This window comes from Leisingera daeponensis (assembly GCF_019801465.1).
In the GTDB taxonomy this organism is placed as follows: Bacteria; Pseudomonadota; Alphaproteobacteria; order Rhodobacterales; family Rhodobacteraceae; genus Leisingera; species Leisingera daeponensis_A.
Map to the genome: position 1 here is coordinate 104,685 of NZ_JAHVJA010000007.1, position 15,392 is coordinate 120,076.

Genomic DNA, 15,392 nt, shown 5'->3' on the forward strand with positions numbered 1-15,392 from the left:
CCCAGATGACTGTAAAACCAGAGACCACCGATGAATTCATCAGCATGACGGCAACCGAGGCGATTGCAGTGTTGAAACGCGGGGACGCCGCACCGCTCGATTTTGTGGACGCGGCCATCGCCCGGATCGAAGAGGTTGAGCCGGACATCAACGCCTTGCCGATCCGTTTCTTCGAGGAGGCGCGCAAGGCAGCCAAGGCGTTCCCGTCGCAGCAGCACGCAGGCGCGGACCGGCCCGGCTGGCTGGCCGGGCTGCCGGTCGCGGTTAAGGATTACAATGATGTCGCCGGGCAGGTGACGACCTACGGCTCGCCGATCTTTGCCGAAAACAAGGCAAAGGCATCCGACTTTACGGTGCAGACGCTGGAAGAAAGCGGCGGCATTCCCATGGCGAAGTCCAACGTTCCCGAAATCGCCGGGGCCAACACTTTCAATCCCGTTTTCGGCGCCACCCGCAACCCTTGGGATCTGCGGATGACCGTGGGCGGTTCCTCCGGCGGTTCGGCGGCGGCGCTGGCAGCGGGCGAAGCCTGGCTGGCCACCGGCAACGACCTTGGCGGCAGCCTGCGCATTCCGGCCAGCTACTGCGGCATCGTGGGCATGCGCCCCAGCGTCGGCCGCGTGCCGCGCGGGGCGGGCCTTCTGCCCTTCGATCCGCTCTGGGTCGAGGGCCCTATGGCCCGCAATGTGGCGGATGCGGCGCTGATGCTGGACTCGCTGGCCCATGCGCATCCCAGGGACCCGCTGTCCTTTCCGGCGCCCGCAACACCTTTCGTGGAAGCGGTGCGGACACCTAAAGCGCCCAGGCGCGTGGCCTTCACGCCGGATCTGAACCTGTCGCAGGTGGATCCCGAGGTGGCCGACATCTGCCGCACCGGCACGCAGGCCTTTGTCCAGGCCGGCGCAGACGTCGAAGAGGCCTGCCCGGATTTCTCCGGCGGCCTGGAGGCCTTTCAGACCCTGCGTGCGGTGCTGGTCGCCAGCCTGCGCGGCGATCTCTTGGAAACCGACCGCGACCGGGTGGCCCCGGAAATCATCTGGAACATCGAGAAGGGCCAGAACATCACCGCCGACGAGGTGCTGCGTGCCGAACGCGTCCGCGCCGCCATCTTCCACAACGTCGCCGCCTTCTTCGAGACTTTCGACCTGCTGGCCTGCCCGACGGTGGCGGTGCCGCCTTATCCGGTGGAGCAGCGTTTCCCGACCCACATCGGCGGCGAGGAACTGACCAGCTATATCGACTGGATGTTCCTGACCTTCGTGATCACGCTGACGGGATGCCCCGCAATTTCGATCCCTTGCGGCACGACCCGCAGCGGCCTGCCGGTGGGCCTGCAGCTGATCGGTAAGCCGAAAGGCGACTTTGATCTGCTGTCGGCAGCGCAGGTCCTGGAAACGGAGCTGGGCCTCGCTGCCCGGATGCCGATCCGTCCGCGGAAGTGATCCAACCGGAGGAAATACAAAATGATACAGGGAATTACCCGCGCCTCGGTCAGCATGGTCGAGCGTTACCTTCCGGATGCCTTCGTGCTGGTCCTGATGCTGACCCTTGCCGTTTTCGGCGCCGGAATGCTGATAGAAGGCCACGGGCCGGTGGCGATGGCCCAGTTCTGGGGCGAAGGCTTCTGGAACCTGCTGAGTTTCTCCATGCAGATGGTGCTGATCCTGGTGACCGGTTTCGTGGTCGCCAGCACACCGGTGTTCAAGCGCCTTCTCCGGGTGCTGGCCAAACTGGCCCGCACCCCCCGTCAGGGCATTGTCCTGGTGACCCTCGTGTCGCTGGTTGCGGCCTGGATCAACTGGGGTTTCGGCCTGGTGATCGGCGCGCTGTTTGCCCGGGAACTCGCCCGCTGCATTCCGCGGCTGGACTACCGGCTGGCCATCGCCAGCGCCTACAGCGGCTTCATGGTCTGGCATGGCGGGCTGTCCGGTTCCGTCCCGCTGGTGATCGCCACCGACGGGCATTTCACCGCTGACAGGATCGGGATAGTGCCGACCAGCGAAACCATCTTCTCGCCAATGAACCTCGGCATCCTGCTGGCGCTGTTCATCGTCATCCCGCTGGTCAACTGGCTGATCACCCCGCCCGAAGGACAGGAAGTGACGATCGACCCCGCCAAGCTGGGCGAGGAGGATGCGGCTGACCGGACCGCACTGGAGACGCCATCGGCACGGCTGGAAAACAGCATGGCGCTGTCCTTGGCCTCCGGTGTGCTTGGACTGGGCTATGTCGGCTACTATATCTTCGGCACTGACAGCGGGCTGAACCTCAACATCGTCAACTTCACTTTGCTGTTCCTGGGCATTCTGCTGCATGGCCGTCCGTCGCAGTTCCTGGCTTCGGTCAAGGAGGCGGTGGACGGCGCCAGCGGCATCATCGTGCAGTTCCCCTTCTACGCCGGGATCATGGGAATGATGGTGGGCTCCGGCCTTGCGGTCACGATGTCGAACTGGTTCGTCTCGGTGTCCACCGCGGAAACGCTGCCGCTGTTCACCTTCCTGTCCGCAGGCATCGTCAACCTGTTCGTGCCCTCCGGCGGCGGCCAATGGGCGGTGCAGGCGCCGATCATGCTGGAAGCCGGCGCGGCCCTGGGTGTCGAGCCCGCCCGGACGGCAATGGCCGTGGCCTGGGGCGACACCTGGACCAACCTGATTCAGCCATTCTGGGCGCTGCCAGCGCTCGCGATTGCCGGTCTCTCGGCCAAGGATATCATGGGTTATTGCCTGGTGGTGCTGATGGTGACCGGGGTGGTGCTTGCATGCGGACTGACGTTCCTGCCTTGAAAAACTCGACCCTTCATAAATGAGGGCAGCCACTCCGGCTGCCCGCTACCTGCGGCATTGCAGAAATTGATCTCCCGGCTGAGAATGGCCGCTTTCACAGGTTAGTGAGGTTGTCATCGAAGATTTGGCAAATTCACATTTTCTGCCCTTTCCACGGTGGCCCATACCTGCCGTACGTAAACGGCACAGCGCCCGTTGACCCCAAGCCTACTCGACAATTACTTGCAGCGGGTGCCCGCCGCTGTAACGTGACTTTGGTATGAGGCTGGCGGATGGAAGCTGAGATGACCGACGAGTGTATCTTTTGCCGAATTGCGGAGGCCGATTTGCCCGCACACAAGGTTTTCGAGGACGATCTGGTGATTGCGTTTCTCGATCTCCATCCGATCCGCGAAGGCCATGCGCTGATCATTCCCAAGCAGCACTATCCCTGGTTCGAAGATCTGCCAGAGATCACCGCAGCGCGGATCATGGCCGTTGGGCAGCGGCTGGGGCGGGCGATGAAACGGGAATGGGGCGTCGAACGGGTTTCTTTTTTCTACACCGGTATTCACGTGCAGCACGCGCATGCCCATGTGGTGCCGATGTTTCACCGCCACGATGTCTCTTCGGCACGGTATCTCGAAGACGGGATCGAGGCGTTTTCTCTGCCGCCGAACCCCGGCGGCGCGTCGCTCGCGCAGACGGCGGACCTTATCCGGGCGCAACTGGCGGAGGCCGGCTGAACGGCAACCCCCGAACGAGGTTTGGCAGCCGCGCGCTGATGCGAAGTCAAATCGCAATCTGTGCCGTCAGATAGATCGCAACTGCAGCGACAAACGCCGGAAATGACTAAGGGTGTTCGCGGGAAAATTCTTCCTCAAGAACCACCAGGACAATCCCCCCGGCGACAAAGGCCAGAAGCAGCGTGACACTCGTCGGCGAGATCAGTGTCAGGACACCGACGATCCAGCCGATTAGGATTGCCAGGGTCAGCACCCACCGGCCGAAGCGCTGATAAACTCCCTTGTGGATGTCCATCATCCGATAGTCCACGACGAGGAAGTGGACCGCCATCGAGACCACAAAGACCGCCATGGAAACCGGGTTTTCCAACTGCACGATCAAATAGCCGATGACGGCCTTGTAGACGGTGCAAGACGCAAGGTGAATCGTCACTCGAAGCCCGGTCGCCTCGTGGCCTGCGTGGGCGCCGTTTGCACTGCCCGGTTTCTCGACCAGCCTTTCCAGCCCGTAAAACGTAACCAGACCAATCAGCAGTGGCAGGAACGGGTTGTCCTTCAGAATATCCGCCGTGCGGCCAAGCGTATCAGGAAGATATGCCGTGCCTTCAACGATCTTGGGCAAGAGGCCGAGAAACACATAACTGATCGAGATGCCGTCGGCAAAGGACAGCCAGTATTTCTGGGGCAGTTGCCGCTTCTTCCAGCGGAACATGTCCGCCAGCACGTGGATCAAGCCGAGCAACATGACCGAAGCCAGAGACAGGCCAATCAGGGCGGTATCGTTCATGTGATCTCCCTTCGGGAATTATGACGACTGCTGGGATAGGTGCTAAGCAGCAAGGTGCTGGATATGGAACCGCAGGTGGTCGTCAATGAAGCTGGCGATGAAGTAATAGCTGTGGTCATAACCGTCGCGCCGGTTGAGCTTTAACGGGTAGCCGCTGACCTTGGACGCCGCCTCCAGCGTTTCCGGCTGCAATTGTTCATCCAGGAACGCGTCAGCATCACCCTGATCTACAAGTGCCGGTACGAATTGCGTTGCCTTGCGCATCAGCAAGCTCGCGTCAAATTCGGACCACGCGCTGGCATCCTCACCCAAATAGGCCGTCAGCGCATTGCGGCCCCAGGGGTAATTGACCGGATTGCTGATCGGGCTGAAAGCCGACACCGACCGAAAGCGGCCGGGGTTTCGCAAGGCCAGTACCAGGGCGCCGTGACCGCCCATCGCATGGCCCATGACCGAAGCTGAACCGCTGACGGGAAAGGCCGTCTCGACCAGCTGCGGCAGCTCGTCCAGAACATAGTCATACATATGGTAATGGCGGTTCCAGGGCGACCGCGTCGCGTTGACATAAAACCCGGCGCCCTGGCCGAGGTCATAACTGTCGTCGTTGGCAACCGCGTCGCCGCGCGGGCTGGTGTCCGGTGCCACGAGTGCGATGCCCAATTCCGCTGCGATGCGCTGCGCACCTGCCTTGTGCATGAAGTTCTCATCGGTGCAGGTCGGCCCGGACAGCCAGTGGACTACCGGAACTTTCTGCCCGTTCGCGGTCTGCGGCGGCAGGTAGATCGCAAACCGCATGTCACAGTTCAGCACTTCCGAAAAATGAGTGTAGTGCTTGGTCCAGCCGCCGAAGCTTTTGCTGGCGCTTGCAATTTCCAGTGACATTCCGGGCCTCGAAATCATATGTGCTGGCTGCTCCGTTGCCGGCGCAGCCTTGGGTTTGCAGTCGGGTTACTTGTCGAATTGGATGACGGTGCGTATGCTTTTGCCTTCGTGCATCAGGTCAAACGCTTGGTTGATGTCATCAAGGCCCATGGTGTGGGTGATGAAGTCGTTCAGCTTGAATTCGCCCTGCATGTAGCGCTCGACGTAATTGGGCAGTTCCGACCGGCCCTTGACGCCGCCAAAGGCCGACCCGCGCCAGACCCGGCCGGTGACCAGCTGGAACGGACGGGTGGAAATTTCCTGTCCGGCGCCGGCGACGCCGATGACCACGGATTCACCCCAGCCCTTATGGCAGCATTCCAGCGCCGAACGCATGACGTTGACGTTGCCGATGCATTCAAAGGAATAGTCGACGCCGCCATCCGTCAGCTCCACGATCACGTCCTGGATCGGCTTGTCATGATCCTTGGGGTTGATGAAATCGGTCGCGCCCAGCTTGCGGGCGAGGCCGAATTTGCTTTCGTTGATGTCGATCACGATGATCCGGCTGGCCTTGGCCATTGTTGCGCCGATCACCGCGGACAGGCCGATGCCGCCCATGCCGAAGATCGCAACGGTCGCGCCTTCTTCGACCTTGGCGGTGTTCATCACAGCACCGATGCCGGTGGTCACACCGCAGCCCAGCAGGCACACTTCTTCCAGCGGCACTGCGGGGTTCACCTTGGCCAGCGAAATTTCCGGCAGCACGGTGTATTCCGAGAAGGTCGAGCAGCCCATGTAGTGAAAGATCGGCTCGCCATCCTTGTAGAAACGGGTGGTGCCGTCGGGCATCAGGCCCTTGCCCTGGGTCTCGCGGATCTTCTGGCACAGGTTGGTCTTGCCGGATTTGCAGAATTTGCATTCGCCGCATTCCGGCGTGTAGAGCGGGATGACGTGGTCACCGACGGCAACGCTGGTGACGCCCTCGCCGATGGATTCAACGATGCCGCCGCCTTCGTGGCCCAGAACGGCGGGAAAGATGCCTTCCGGGTCATCACCGGACAAGGTGAAGGCGTCAGTATGGCAGACGCCGGTGGCAATGATGCGCACGCGGACCTCTCCGGCCTGCGGCGGCATCACGTCGATTTCTTCAATGGAGAGCGGTTGTTTCGGGCCCCAGGCGATGGCCGCCTTGGATTTAATGATGTCGGTCATACGGGTTCGCTTTGCAGTTAGAACGGTTGGTTTCCCGGCCTGCCGCCGGGCTCGATTGCGTCGAAAGCGATATAGACCATTCCCTCCCTGCGTTAATTGCCGAACTTTGCAAATCACTATTGCGGTCTGGTAACAATGAGGGCGGGCAAAGCGCATTGGAATTGAAAGGAAACAAAGTGTTCAGCTGGGAAGGTGTCACTGAATTCGTGGCGGTTGCGGAGGCCGGAAGCTTCACCGCGGCCGCGGACCGTTTGGGGATCTCCACAGCGCAGGTCAGCCGCCAGATCGGCGCGCTGGAATCACGGCTGGCGGTCAAGCTGTTCTACCGCACAACACGCAAGGTTTCGATCACCGAGACCGGACAAATCTACTACAATCACTGCCGGCAGGTGCTGGATGGTCTGGCCGAGGCCGAACGCGCGGTCACCGACTTGCACCAGACCCCCAAGGGCCGCCTCAACCTGACTGCGCCGGTGACCTACGGGGAAAATCGGATCGCGCCGTTGATCAACGACTTTGCCGTCCGCTACCCCGACCTGGAGGTGAACCTGACACTGACGAACCAGAGGCTCGACCTCGTGGCCGAGCGCTTTGATCTGGCCATCCGGCTCGGGGACCTCGAAGACAGCACCATGATGGCTAAACGGCTGGCGTCGAGAGCACACCACGTTTGTGCCTCGCCAGGCTATCTCTCAGAGCGGGGCATGCCCCATACGCTGTCCGAGCTAGACCAGCACAACTGCCTGCAAGGGACGCTGGATTTCTGGCGGTTTCATGAGCGGGGAAAGCCCCGCCATATCCGGGTCACCGGCAGCGTCCGCTGCAACAGCGGCTGGTCGCTGGTTGACGCGGCACTGAAAGGGATCGGTATCATCCAATTGCCGGACTACTACGTTCAAGACCGGATTGAGGCGGCTGAGTTAGTTCCGGTGCTGGAACGCTTCCGCGCTCCCGACGACGGCATCTGGGCGATATACCCTCATAACCGTCACCTGTCCCCAAAAGTGCGGCTGCTGCTGGATCACCTTAGCAAAGGCTTGAGCTCTTGAGCCCAATCAGGAAAGTACTCCTCTGAAAACATGAGAGCCCAGGATCCGTCAACAACATCCATCGTCCCAGCAACCGCTTTTGGAAAGGCAGAGATCGGTCGCTATGAAGATCAGGAGACCAATGTGCAGATTGCATCTCGAAGAAATGCACGCGGGGTAAATTCACTTAACCAATTTGAGTGCATTTGCCTACGCACCATGTCGACGGGTTAGGAATGTAACGGTAAGGGCGGCTCGCGGTCATCAGCTGCGGAGCCAGTTGGAGCGCCTTTTGCCGCCGATTTTGCCCATCGACTTGGCATGAATGCTGCAGAGGAGGCCAAAGTCAGCTGTGCCGTACGCGATGCAGTTCGAAACCCTATTGGACCGCTGCAAGCCGCTGAGTTTACATATGCCGCTAAATGCGCGTTCCTCCCGTTCGTGATTGACGCAGCGAAAGTCCGAAAACCGCCCTCGATGCCAAAGTGGTGCGATCCGTCCTATTTGGACATTCAGCGATCGCGCCACGAATGACCTGTTCCATCCAGTACCGATAGGCAGACATAGATGCTGCATACGCTGGGATGACGTGCTTCCTTGTTGCTCCGCACTCGGACTCTCAATAACAGAAGCCACGAACTAATTTTACTCGAAGACAGGTGTGGCTCAGTTACCAGATGATTGGTGTAATAGTGTCCATTCTTTGCCTCAGGATCTTTTAAAAAGGTAACAGCAGGTCTCGACATCGAAACCATCAACTTTGTACCCCTTAGCGAAGGCTGAAGTCATTTCTTCCCGCACACGAAGGCGCTCGGAAATTGCTGCGTCGAGATCTGAAACCAGCAGCCTGTCCAGGTCTTTGGGAACTTCCACCATCATGGTTCCTTCTGCCACGCCGGGCGCGACAGTTTTCCGCCCTTTTGCCAGTTCTTCGACGCGGGGAGCAGTCAGGTGCCAGTCGACCAGCAGCCGGTCGGATGGAATGCCGGCATTGATGCCGACCATTTCGCCATAGTAATCTTGGTAATAAGTGCTGGCTGTGCCGCCGAGACGGGCAATGTTGAGGTTCGCATTGATGCGGCGCAAGGGATCGAATGTCCAGCGCACCAGTGTGATGCCGCGCGCCAGGCACCAGTCGCGCTGGAACCATTTCAACTTCATGCCCAGCCCCATGCCGCGGCTGTCAGGATGCACCGCCAGCCGGTGGGAGTGCTGGATATGCGGCTGGCTGGTCGGAAACCCGAACAGAAAGCCAAGCATGCGCCCGTCCTTGAAAGCTCCCGCAACAAGGCCGCCTTCGTGCTGGATCGCCAGCATAAGATCGGAATTGTCCGGCGGGTCGTCTTCGCCCCAGACTTCTTTCTGAAACCACTCCGCGTGCTTCAGCTCGGCGACGCCGCTCAGCTCGCGCAGGACCAGGCCAGCGTTCGGCATGTTCATGCGGTGACCTCCTCGGTGTGGTCGGTGACGGTCTCCAGATAGGCGCGGTCCAGCGTGACGCCGATGCCCGGCCCCTGCCGGGGCACCGGCATTTCGCCATTGCGCGCCTCCAGCGCCTCGTTGGTGATATCGCGTTCGAAATAGCGGCTGGCGCTGGAGGTATCGCCGGGTTTGGTGAAATTGGCGAGCGTCGCCAGATGGATGTTGTGCGCCCGGCCGATGCCGCTTTCCAGCATGCCGCCGCACCAGACCGGCACCCCGAAGGCGGCGCAGGTGTCGTGGATGGCGCGCGCTTCGGCAAAGCCGCCGACGCGGCCGACCTTGATGTTGATGACCCGCGCAGCGCCGGTTTCCAGCGCCTTGCGCGCGTTGCTGGCGCTGCGGATGCTTTCATCGAGGCAGATCGAGGTCCGCAGGCTGCGCTGCACCTTGGCGTGGTCGTGGATGTCGTCATGGGCCAGCGGCTGTTCGATGTAATCCAGTCCGAAATCGTCCAGCGCCTGCAGCACCGCCAGATCCGCCAGCCCGTAGTCGGTATTGGCGTCGACGGTCAGCTTGATGTCGGGGTATTCGGTGCGGACCGCCTCGACGATGCGGATGTCATGGCCCTGCGCGATCTTCAGCTTGGTGCGCTTGTAGCCTTGCTCCAGCGCCGCGCCGACCCGCTCCAGCGTGGTCTCCTCCGGCGCGATGCCCAGACTCACACCGACGTCGACATGATCGCCGGTGCCGCCCAGAGCCGCCTGCAAAGGCAGGCCGAGGCTTTTCGCCCAAAGGTCCCAGAACGCCATCTCGACCACCGCCTTGGCCATGCGGTTGCCGCGCCAGGGCGACAGGACCGGCTGCAGATCATAGGGCGAGGCAAAGCGCTTGCCGACGATCTGCGGCAGCAGCACCTCACGCAGGAAGGTCATCGCGCCGGAAATGGTTTCTTCGAGGTAGTCCGGCGCCGGGTCCATTACCGCTTCGGCCACGCCTTCGATGCCTTCGCCCTTCAGCACCAGCAGCGGAAAGGTCTTGGCGGTCATCGTGCCGGAGGAAATTACGAAAGGCGTGAGCAGCGGCAGGCTGACGATGCGCAGCTCGGCGCTCTCGATGCGGATGCCTTGGTAAAGGGGAACGGGGGAAAGGAGGGCGTCACTGGACATATCTGAAACCTGAATAAGGGCCGGGATCACATCGCCTTGGCGATGAACCGGCGGAATTCTTCTGTTTTGGGATTGGTGAACATCTCTTCGGGCGGGCCTTGCTCAGCGATGCAGCCCTCGTGAAGAAAGACCACCTCAGAGGACACCTCGCGGGCAAAGCCCATCTCATGAGTGACGACGATCATCGTGCGCCCCTCGGCCGCCAGGTCCTGCATCACCTTCAGAACCTCGCCCACCAGCTCCGGGTCAAGCGCCGAGGTCGGCTCGTCGAACAGGATCGCGTCGGGCTCCATTGCCAGGGCGCGGGCGATCGCCACGCGCTGCTGCTGGCCGCCGGACAGCTGTGCGGGGTACATCTGCATGCGCTCCTGCAAGCCAACCCGCCGCAGCAGCATTTCGGCGCGGTCGCGGGCTTCGGCCTTGCTCTCGCCCTTGACCTGGACCGGTCCTTCCATCACGTTCTCCAGCACCGTGCGGTGGGTCCACAGGTTGAACTGCTGAAACACCATGCCCAGCCGGGCCCGGGTCGCCTCGATGTGGCGCGCGTTCTGCGGCTTGCCGTTCCTCACCAGGATCTCTTCGCCGTGCACGGTCACCTTGCCCGAGGTCGGCGTTTCCAGAAAATTCAGGCAGCGCAGGAAGGTCGATTTGCCCGAGCCGGAAGACCCGAGGATCGAGATCACGTCATGGTTCCTGGCTTCCAGCGAGATCCCCTTGAGGACCTCGACATTGCCAAAGGACTTGTGGATGTCTTCGGCCTTCACAATGGTATCCGGTGCGGTCATGCCCGTGTCTCCTTCAGGGGCTGGGCGGTGGCTTGAGGGGTATTGCGCGTGCCGATGTGGCGGCTGAGGCGGCGTTCGGCCTGCCGCCAGAGCAGGACGAAAATGGCCGTGATGCAGAGGTAGATCAGCGCGGCCCAGAGATAGACCGAGAAGTCGAACGTCTTGGAAAACACCTGCCGGGTGCGGCCCATCAGGTCGAAGACGGTGACGACGCTGGCCAAAGCGCTGGCTTTCATCAGCAGGATCACCTCGTTGCCGAGCGCGGGCCAGGCAATCCGGTAGGCATGCGGGAACACCACCCGGCGCAGCGTCTTCAACCGGCTGAGGCCGATGGCCTTGGCGGCTTCGATCTCGCCGCGGGGCACGCCCAGAACGCCGCCGCGCAGGATTTCGGTCTGATAGGCGGTGGAGTTCAGCGCAAAGGCCAGCAGCGCGCAGTTGAACGGATCGCGGAAAAAGCTCCACAGACCCCACTCCTGCAGCAGCGGGCGAAACTGGCCCGAGCCGTAGAAGATCAGGAACAGCTGCGCCAGGATCGGGGTGCCGCGCATGAACGACACATAGATCCGCAGCGGCGCTTGCGCCATCGGTGCGGCATGGACGCGGACCAGCGCAAAGACCGGGGAGACCGCGGCGGCGATCAGCGCTCCCAGCAGCGTCAGCTTGATCGTCATCAGGGTGCCGTCCAGCAGCCGGGGCCAGTATTGCACCAGAATTTCGACGGGGCTCATCTCAGGCCCTCCGGATGCCGCGGTTGGCGCGGCGTTCCATCTGCGCCAGCACCAGTTCGGACAGGACGCACATCGCCCAGTAGATCAGGCAGGCCAGCAGGTAAAAGGTGAAGGGCTGCTTGGTCACGCCCACGGCGACCTTGGTCATCCGCATCAGATCATCCAGCGCAATGACGGACACCAGCGCGGTATCCTTCAGCATGTTGATCCACAGGTTGCCCAGCCCCGGCAGGGCAAAGCGCCAGACCTGCGGCAGCTGAATGCGCAGAAAGATCTTGCGGCCGGTCATGCCGATGGCCCGCCCCGCTTCCACCTGGCCCCGGTCCAGCGACTGGAACGCGCCGCGCAGCACTTCGGCTGCAAAGGCACCGAACACCATGCCAAGCGCCACCACACCGGCGGCAAACGGGCTGAAGTCGATGGGCGAGGCCTCAGGCGCCCACCAGCGCAGGACCGCATTGATCAGCAGTCCAGCACCATTGTAGACCACGAACAGCGTCAGGATCTCGGGCAGGCCGCGCATGATGGTGGTGTAGCCGAAGCCCAGAAACCGCAGCGGCCGCGCACGGGACATCGAGGCAAAGGCGGCCAGAAAGCCGATGCACAGGCCTACGGGCAGTGTGGCGATGGCCAGCTGCACCGTGATCGCCAGCCCTTGCAGGATTTCGTCCCCCCAGCCGGCATCACCGTATGAGAACAGTTCAAACATGGATGACCTTTTCAGGCTGGAGGGACCAGGGAAGCGCCCCGGTTACTTCATCGTGTAGACGTCGATGTCGAAGTACTTGTCATTGATCGCCTTGTAGGTGCCGTCGGCGCGGATCTCGGCCAGCGCGGCGTTCAGCTTCTCGCGCAGCGCGTCATCCTCTTGGCGCACGGCAATGCCGACGCCGTCGCCGACAAAGGCCGGATCGGTGATCGGCTCGCCTGCCAGTTCGCAGCAGCCGCCGTCATCACTCTTGGTTGTCCAGTCCAGCATCGGCAGCATGTCTCCGACCTGCAGGTCGATGCGGCCCGAGGCCATGTCGAGGTTGACCTCGTCCTGGGTCGGATAGAGGCGGATGTCGGCGTCCGGATAGGCCGCCTCGATGTAGTCGGCCTGGGTGGTGCCTGATTGCGCGCCGATCACCATGCCGGACAGCGCCTCATTGGTGAATTCGGTGATGTCCGAACCTTTCGGCACCACATGGGTCATCGCGGCCAGGTAGTAGGGATCGGTGAAATCGACCTGTTTCTTGCGCTCTTCGGTGATGAACATCGAGGCGATGATGAAGTCATACTTGTCCGCCAGAAGACCGGGGATGATGCCGTCCCAATCCTGCGCCACCACTGCGCAGTCTTCGCCGATGCGTTTGCACAGCTCCAGCCCGATCTCCACGTCGAAACCGGCAATGCTGCCGTCAGATTCGATGTAGTTGAACGGCGGATAGGCGCCCTCTGTGCCAAGCCGCAGCCCGTCCGCCGAGGCTGTGCCGGCGGCCATCGCGGCGGACGCCAGAGCGAGGGTCAGTGTCTTCTTCAATGTCATGGGTAGTCCTCCTGTCGTTCCCAAATTCTGTTTATTTTTCAATGGCGGCGACCGGATCGCCGACATGGCCGGTGAAGCGGCCGTACAGTCCGGCAATCCGGTTCAGGCGTTCTTCGACCTGGGGTCCCAGTTCCATGCACACGCCGTTAATGATGAGATTGGACAGGCTTGCCATCTGCGCCGTGGAATCCCAGAACTGATTGAATTGGGTCGGCACGGCAAAAACCTCGTCGGCGGCCTCATGGCCCCAGTCGCAGAACACATCGGTAATCAGGGTAACCGGGATACCGGCGGACTTCGCCTCGCGTGCCAGAAGCTTGGCCAGACGGGAATAGCGGCGGGCCTCGAAGATCACCAAGCAAGCGTCCGGGTCCGTGGCCAGGACTTCGGCAAAGTTTCCCCCTGCCAGGTCAACCAGGGTCACCTTGTCGCGCAGGTATTGCATCTGGTTGGCGAAATACTGGGCAAGCCCGCGTTCGGTCTGGAACCCGGCAACATAGACGTTTTGGGTTCTGGCCAGCCGGGCGACGACATTCTGCCATTCCGGGGACCGGGCATATTCATAGATCCGCACGACCGCGGCGATCTCCAGTTCCATCCCTTGGGAAAGATGGCTTTCGTCATCGCGCGCGGTATTGCGCAGCTCATTCAGCCGGTCGCTGACCAGCCAGGGGTGATCCCCTAGATCGTCTTTCAGATGCTCCTTCAGGTCCTTGAAGCTGGTGTAGCCGATTCCGCGGCAGAACCGGCCGACCGTGGCTTCGCTTACCCCTACTTTTTCGGCGAGGCTGGCGGCGGTCTCGAAAGGAACCTGATCCAAGGTGCTAAGCATGTAATTGGCAATGGCCCGCTCGGCTTTCGAACCGGTTTCGAGGGCATGGGTCAGTTGGGAACGGACAGGGGCAGGCAACGTGGCGGACCTTGCGGTGGTGACGGATTGTCTGGCAAAAATGCAAGATAACTTTCACACGGTCAACAAGAATCAAAAAACTTTCAAAAAATGCCTGTGGTGAGTACGGATTTAACGCAGCAGAATCGGAGCGGTCATGGTCCGGGTCGTAGCCGTCACTCTCTGGATCGAGGTGGTGGTATCGAGTGAGTTTCAGGGGCAACTCGAACCGATGGTGGATGGAAGCAATCTTCCTGACATGTCCGGACTGCGTAAGCCGGTCGAGATCGCGCAGGAAATTGCTGACGATGTGATGACCGATCTTGATAAGCTTAGCCGGTATCTGGGGCGGCATCCTGAGGGGCGGGGCAGCCTGGAGGCGCAGGCGCTCCTGCCACCTGAACTTTGGGAACTGTTCCCAAGTGACGAGTTAGAGCATTTAAGATCATGGGCGGAGCCGGCGCTTGCAAGCCGCAATTTGCACTGGTCCAAGGGAATTTCCTGCGGGGTATCTCTTCGAGTTCCAGAACTGCGAGGAGACGAGCCAATGTGTTTATCGCTTGGCCGCATAGAATTGGCGCTGGCCGTGGGGTCGGAGAACCTCAAACGCGACGTATGTGCCTTTTGCCCTTCGAAAAATCAATGTCAATACAAAGTGCAGGAACGGTACTTCCTGACGAAGCCTCCACGCGTTGTGTTTGCGCCGCATGATTACGCCCACATTCCTGTGCCCGGTGGATGGATCCCAGACGCGGTGATCTTGGACGAAAACTTACGTACCGGCGGAATCGACATGGGCACCACAACCCCGGCAAACACAATTTTGGGCTACCAAATTCAGCCGGAAAAACTGCTGGAGGCGCATCGATTGACGACGCCAGACACGCCTATGGGCCCCAAGGAAATTTTGGCTTGGCGATTTCGCAAAGAAGTTTTGGAGGCGATCTGCGAAGGCCAGCGGTTCATTACGCACGGTGGAATGGTAACAGTTCCGAAAGTCCGACCATTCATCTGGAATGAACAAGCACTACTGGTTCTAGATGGGACGCTCAGCTTGCTCTAAACCGTGGCGATGGCCTCCAGCGATCTACTGGGGGCCTCCCGACCCACCCTGAGCACCCGTTCAGAAGCCGCCACCATCACGCCAACCAACTGGGGCCGAAAACGGGGGGCATTTCGGGTGCTACGGGTCCCGGGAGTGCCTTAATTTCTTGTTTGAGAGGCCGATGGCTGGGGTGGTAGGATTCGAACCTACGGTACACGGTACCAAAAACCGCTGCCTTACCACTTGGCTACACCCCATCGGTGAGGCGCTGTCTAAAGTTTGTTTCGGAGGGGTGCAAGAGGGTTTTTGAAAAAAAGTGCAGTTCTTTTTCCGGCTCCGCCGGAAATCCTGCTGCAGTCCTTGCCGCAGTGGCTCCCGGGGGGGGCGGCAGTGCCGGAAATAGTCAGAGTTTCAACGTGCTAGCCTG

General features: G+C 61.0%; 15 protein-coding genes and 1 tRNA gene. 5 read left to right on the forward strand and 11 right to left on the reverse strand.

Going from position 1 to position 15,392, the window contains the following annotated elements; genetic code table 11:
- Nucleotides 1-5 precede the first annotated feature (5 nt).
- From KUV26_RS15465 to KUV26_RS15475, 3 genes are all read left to right on the forward strand, one after another.
- Nucleotides 6-1,442, forward strand: coding sequence for an amidase (locus KUV26_RS15465; RefSeq protein ID WP_261399918.1), 1,437 nt, complete (start codon nucleotides 6-8; stop codon nucleotides 1,440-1,442).
- 21 nt (nucleotides 1,443-1,463) lie between these two features.
- Entirely contained in the window at nucleotides 1,464-2,783 is a 1,320-nt protein-coding gene (locus KUV26_RS15470; RefSeq protein WP_222505623.1) for a short-chain fatty acid transporter, read from the forward strand.
- Nucleotides 2,784-3,067: 284 nt separating this feature from the next.
- Nucleotides 3,068-3,508 carry an HIT family protein gene (locus tag KUV26_RS15475; protein WP_222508977.1) on the forward strand — a complete coding sequence of 147 codons (441 nt, stop codon included), beginning with the start codon at nucleotides 3,068-3,070 and terminating at the stop codon, nucleotides 3,506-3,508.
- A gap of 106 nt (nucleotides 3,509-3,614) precedes the next feature.
- Here KUV26_RS15475 and KUV26_RS15480 read toward each other — a convergent pair whose 3' ends face one another.
- The 3 genes from KUV26_RS15480 to KUV26_RS15490 all read right to left on the reverse strand — a co-directional run bounded on the left by KUV26_RS15480 (nucleotide 3,615) and on the right by KUV26_RS15490 (nucleotide 6,362).
- Nucleotides 3,615-4,295, reverse strand: coding sequence for a hypothetical protein (locus tag KUV26_RS15480; RefSeq protein WP_222508978.1), 681 nt, complete (start codon nucleotides 4,293-4,295; stop codon nucleotides 3,615-3,617).
- A 42-nt stretch (nucleotides 4,296-4,337) separates the two neighbouring features.
- Nucleotides 4,338-5,171, reverse strand: coding sequence for an S-formylglutathione hydrolase (gene fghA, locus KUV26_RS15485; RefSeq protein ID WP_409996948.1), 834 nt, complete (start codon nucleotides 5,169-5,171; stop codon nucleotides 4,338-4,340).
- Nucleotides 5,172-5,243: 72 nt separating this feature from the next.
- The gene (locus KUV26_RS15490; RefSeq protein ID WP_409996949.1) at nucleotides 5,244-6,362 is read right to left on the reverse strand and encodes an S-(hydroxymethyl)glutathione dehydrogenase/class III alcohol dehydrogenase; all 1,119 of its coding nucleotides are present in this window, start codon (nucleotides 6,360-6,362) and stop codon (nucleotides 5,244-5,246) included.
- A gap of 164 nt (nucleotides 6,363-6,526) precedes the next feature.
- Here KUV26_RS15490 and KUV26_RS15495 point away from each other — a divergent pair, with 164 nt between their 5' ends.
- Complete coding sequence (locus tag KUV26_RS15495) at nucleotides 6,527-7,420, forward strand: LysR substrate-binding domain-containing protein (protein WP_261399920.1); 894 nt, start codon at nucleotides 6,527-6,529, stop codon at nucleotides 7,418-7,420.
- A 687-nt stretch (nucleotides 7,421-8,107) separates the two neighbouring features.
- Here the strand turns inward: KUV26_RS15495 and KUV26_RS15500 are convergent.
- The 7 genes from KUV26_RS15500 to KUV26_RS15530 are packed head-to-tail and all read right to left on the reverse strand — an operon-like array spanning nucleotide 8,108 to nucleotide 13,941.
- Entirely contained in the window at nucleotides 8,108-8,839 is a 732-nt protein-coding gene (locus KUV26_RS15500) for a GNAT family N-acetyltransferase (RefSeq protein WP_222508980.1), read from the reverse strand.
- A complete protein-coding gene (gene menC / locus KUV26_RS15505; RefSeq protein ID WP_222508981.1) occupies nucleotides 8,836-9,987 on the reverse strand; it encodes an o-succinylbenzoate synthase in 1,152 nt (383 codons plus the stop codon). Before menC ends, KUV26_RS15500 begins: the two co-directional genes overlap by 4 nt.
- Before the next feature lie 26 nt (nucleotides 9,988-10,013).
- Nucleotides 10,014-10,772, reverse strand: coding sequence for an ABC transporter ATP-binding protein (locus tag KUV26_RS15510; protein WP_222508982.1), 759 nt, complete (start codon nucleotides 10,770-10,772; stop codon nucleotides 10,014-10,016).
- A complete protein-coding gene (locus KUV26_RS15515) occupies nucleotides 10,769-11,503 on the reverse strand; it encodes an ABC transporter permease (RefSeq protein ID WP_222508983.1) in 735 nt (244 codons plus the stop codon). The genes KUV26_RS15510 and KUV26_RS15515 overlap by 4 nt, the downstream gene beginning before the upstream one ends.
- A gap of 1 nt (nucleotide 11,504) precedes the next feature.
- The gene (locus KUV26_RS15520) at nucleotides 11,505-12,212 is read right to left on the reverse strand and encodes an ABC transporter permease (protein ID WP_222508984.1); all 708 of its coding nucleotides are present in this window, start codon (nucleotides 12,210-12,212) and stop codon (nucleotides 11,505-11,507) included.
- Nucleotides 12,213-12,254: 42 nt separating this feature from the next.
- On the reverse strand, nucleotides 12,255-13,031 hold the full coding sequence (locus KUV26_RS15525) for an ABC transporter substrate-binding protein (RefSeq protein WP_222508985.1): 777 nt from the start codon (nucleotides 13,029-13,031) through the stop codon (nucleotides 12,255-12,257).
- Between the two features lie 31 nt (nucleotides 13,032-13,062).
- Nucleotides 13,063-13,941, reverse strand: coding sequence for a MurR/RpiR family transcriptional regulator (locus KUV26_RS15530; protein ID WP_222508986.1), 879 nt, complete (start codon nucleotides 13,939-13,941; stop codon nucleotides 13,063-13,065).
- A gap of 136 nt (nucleotides 13,942-14,077) precedes the next feature.
- Between KUV26_RS15530 and KUV26_RS23695 the strand changes: the two genes are divergently transcribed.
- Nucleotides 14,078-14,983 (forward strand): hypothetical protein, encoded by a 906-nt coding sequence (locus KUV26_RS23695; RefSeq protein ID WP_261399921.1) that lies wholly within the window; start codon nucleotides 14,078-14,080, stop codon nucleotides 14,981-14,983.
- A gap of 164 nt (nucleotides 14,984-15,147) precedes the next feature.
- On the opposite strand, the gene KUV26_RS15540 is transcribed toward KUV26_RS23695, so the two are convergent.
- Nucleotides 15,148-15,222: transfer RNA gene (locus tag KUV26_RS15540), tRNA-Gln, on the reverse strand.
- Between the last annotated feature and the right edge of the window lie 170 nt (nucleotides 15,223-15,392).